General features: G+C 36.2%; 2 protein-coding genes and 1 pseudogene. 2 read left to right on the plus strand and 1 reads right to left on the minus strand.

Annotation, left to right across the window (positions count from 1 at the left end; translation table 11 throughout):
• Window positions 1-191: pseudogene (locus tag PSI15_RS17615) on the minus strand (helix-turn-helix domain-containing protein); the annotation flags it as partial.
• Between the two features lie 531 nt (window positions 192-722).
• Between PSI15_RS17615 and PSI15_RS17620 the strand changes: the two are divergent.
• Together PSI15_RS17620 and PSI15_RS17625 are read left to right on the plus strand one after the other, a co-directional pair.
• The gene (locus PSI15_RS17620; protein ID WP_273584651.1) at window positions 723-1,679 is read left to right on the plus strand and encodes an aKG-HExxH-type peptide beta-hydroxylase; all 957 of its coding nucleotides are present in this window, start codon (window positions 723-725) and stop codon (window positions 1,677-1,679) included.
• 199 nt (window positions 1,680-1,878) lie between these two features.
• Window positions 1,879-2,405 (plus strand): hypothetical protein (locus PSI15_RS17625; protein WP_273584652.1); only part of this gene is annotated, 527 nt, incomplete at its 3' end.

Consider the following 2,405-nt stretch of genomic DNA (forward strand, 5'->3'; position numbering starts at 1 on the left):
CAGGTGTGAACCCAGTGATAGACAACCCGGACACGGCACCCGGTCTCAGTGGCGATCTGGCGCCGTTTTAATCCTCTGCCCAGCATGAGCAAACCTGTTCCTCGCGTACGGACGTCCCGATGCTGATGATTCAAAGCGAGTTGTTGCAACGTAATTCGTTCAGGTTCAGAAAGCACTATCTTTGATTTCATGAGTAGAAGCAGTCAGTGGGTTTATTAGCATGTCCGCCATGATAACAAAAGTGCAAGTTATTTCATTGGGTTACTTAGTAAAAAGGCGGTAAGTTTTTTATTATTAAACAGAAAATTTAATTTTATTAAACGACATCAGTTATTACCTGACCTAAAAACACTATCAATAATTTGGAGTTATACCCTATTGTTTAGGGTAGCGAAATATACTCGAAAAATCAGAAGGATGGTTTGCTGTGGTTAATATCATATGCGTAGGAATAATCTTATATGGATATTTACTTAGCATTTACAAAAAAAATGTTGATTTAATTTTGAGGGGAGGGTAGTTATTAATCGTCCAGTGCTGAACATACATGCTTTTTTTGATAAATTATTATTGAGGAAACAGCCATGAAAAAGTTCAACGCTTCAAAAGTAGTAAAAGTAAAATCTCAACTATCATCTTGGTCTGTTAACGATAAAAGTGACGACTAGCTGAATACCTCCCTTCCTAAAGTAATTTAAGAAGGGAGTATCCAAGGAGAGAGTATGAGTATCGAATCCAGTAACTATGATTACATTTCATTTCATCAGAATTTTCAGAGAAACATCAAAGCATCAATAGAATACCTTATCGAATGCAGCGAAGCTGATTTATGTCTTCCTGATGAATTTTCGCTTCGTTGGAATATCTGTGGAGCACACCACCTTGCTGTTTGCGCAGCAGAAAATAACAATAGAGAGCTCTGTGTTAATTATCTTACCTATGCAGTTAGAGAGTCTGAGTTAAGTGTTTCTAACAAAGTAAAAGATATTAATATCAGCGCTCTTGATTATAAAACTCAACCATACTTTGATATGAATATTTTGCTAAATATTATCAATGAAGATGATAAGGGGGTTAAGGTTGGCTTTCAGACTGAAAAAGAGATGGTTATAGAAGAAAAGAAAGTTCGTGAGGCACTCAGCCTTTTAAAAGAGTATGATATGCAATCATATGGTGAATGTACTGTATTTATAGATAATATTTATCTCACCGGTAGAACTGATGGGTACTATATTAGGTCAGGGTGCAGCTTCAATCTTTTCGGGTTGATATTTCTTTATGCCCATGAATCAAATACTATTCCTTATTACGTTGAGCATATTGTACATGAATGTGCACATCATGCCCTAAATATTATTAATGCAGATGACTATATTGTGGAAAACGATCCTGATGAAAGATTCAGTGCTCCTTTCCGTGAAGATAAAAGGCCAATGATAGGAATATTTCATGCCTTGTTTGTTCTCAGTCGTATAGCTCAGTCGCTTTCCAAGTTCGTTACTTCTTACAGCGGACCATATGAAATTGAGTTTTCTGAACGCCTCGATAACGCATTAATTAAATATCAGCAAACGGTCGAAATAGTCCAAGAGCATGCAAAGCTGACACCAAAAGGAAGAGAACTTCTTGATGGAATAAAAAAAGTAATGAAGGATGTCGGTGCTATATATGAAAACTGATTTCTGGAAGTTGAGGTCGTCAGAAGCTATCTATATTCTTTCATCTCGTGTATTTGTCGCAGTCATAACGCTACATTTACTCAGTAATGACAGTATTTGGCTGTCCTCGGCTTTCCTTTTCACTTACTTTATGATCAAAAGTCTAGCTGGAGTTTTACTGTCCCACCGCTTTGAATCTTCCTCGAAGAAGCACTTGCTGATGATGCTGACTAGCTTTTTTATTTTCATAGTTTTGTTATCAACTATCAGCATACCTTCTCTGGGATTTAGCAGTAAAATAATCCTCCCAGTTGCTGCAGGAATAGGATTTATTGACTCCTTTTATGCATCAGTAGTGAACGCCTTTATCCCTGATGTTGTTGAAAAAAATGACATTGATGATGCTTTTAGGAAAACGTTTCTGATGCAGGCATCTGTGGATCTGTTTGGTACGGCGCTTGGAATGACAGGTTATACTTTACTGCGATTGACCTCTATTTTCTGGATTATACTAGTTGGTGCATGTATTGCTTTGCTGATACAAAAATTTATTTTTCATAAAGGGTATGGTCAGGTAATATTTTCTAAAAATAAGAAAAGTAACATAGTAAATAGTTTATCCATTTTCTTTCATTACCGATTTGAACCATGGTGGGCATTATTATCTTTGATTATAAACTTTTTTCTGGTTCCTTTTTCCTCGTTTGTTATTCCTTATGTAATTATAAAAATTTCGACTGAAAGCCC

Source organism: Xenorhabdus sp. PR6a, from assembly GCF_028599065.1.
Taxonomy (GTDB): Bacteria; Pseudomonadota; Gammaproteobacteria; order Enterobacterales; family Enterobacteriaceae; genus Xenorhabdus; species Xenorhabdus doucetiae.

Excerpts from the sequence above, each read along its gene's own strand:
- PSI15_RS17620 (WP_273584651.1), top strand. The coding sequence starts at position 723 with ATGAGTATCGAATCCAGTAACTATGATTACATTTCATTTCATCAGAAT.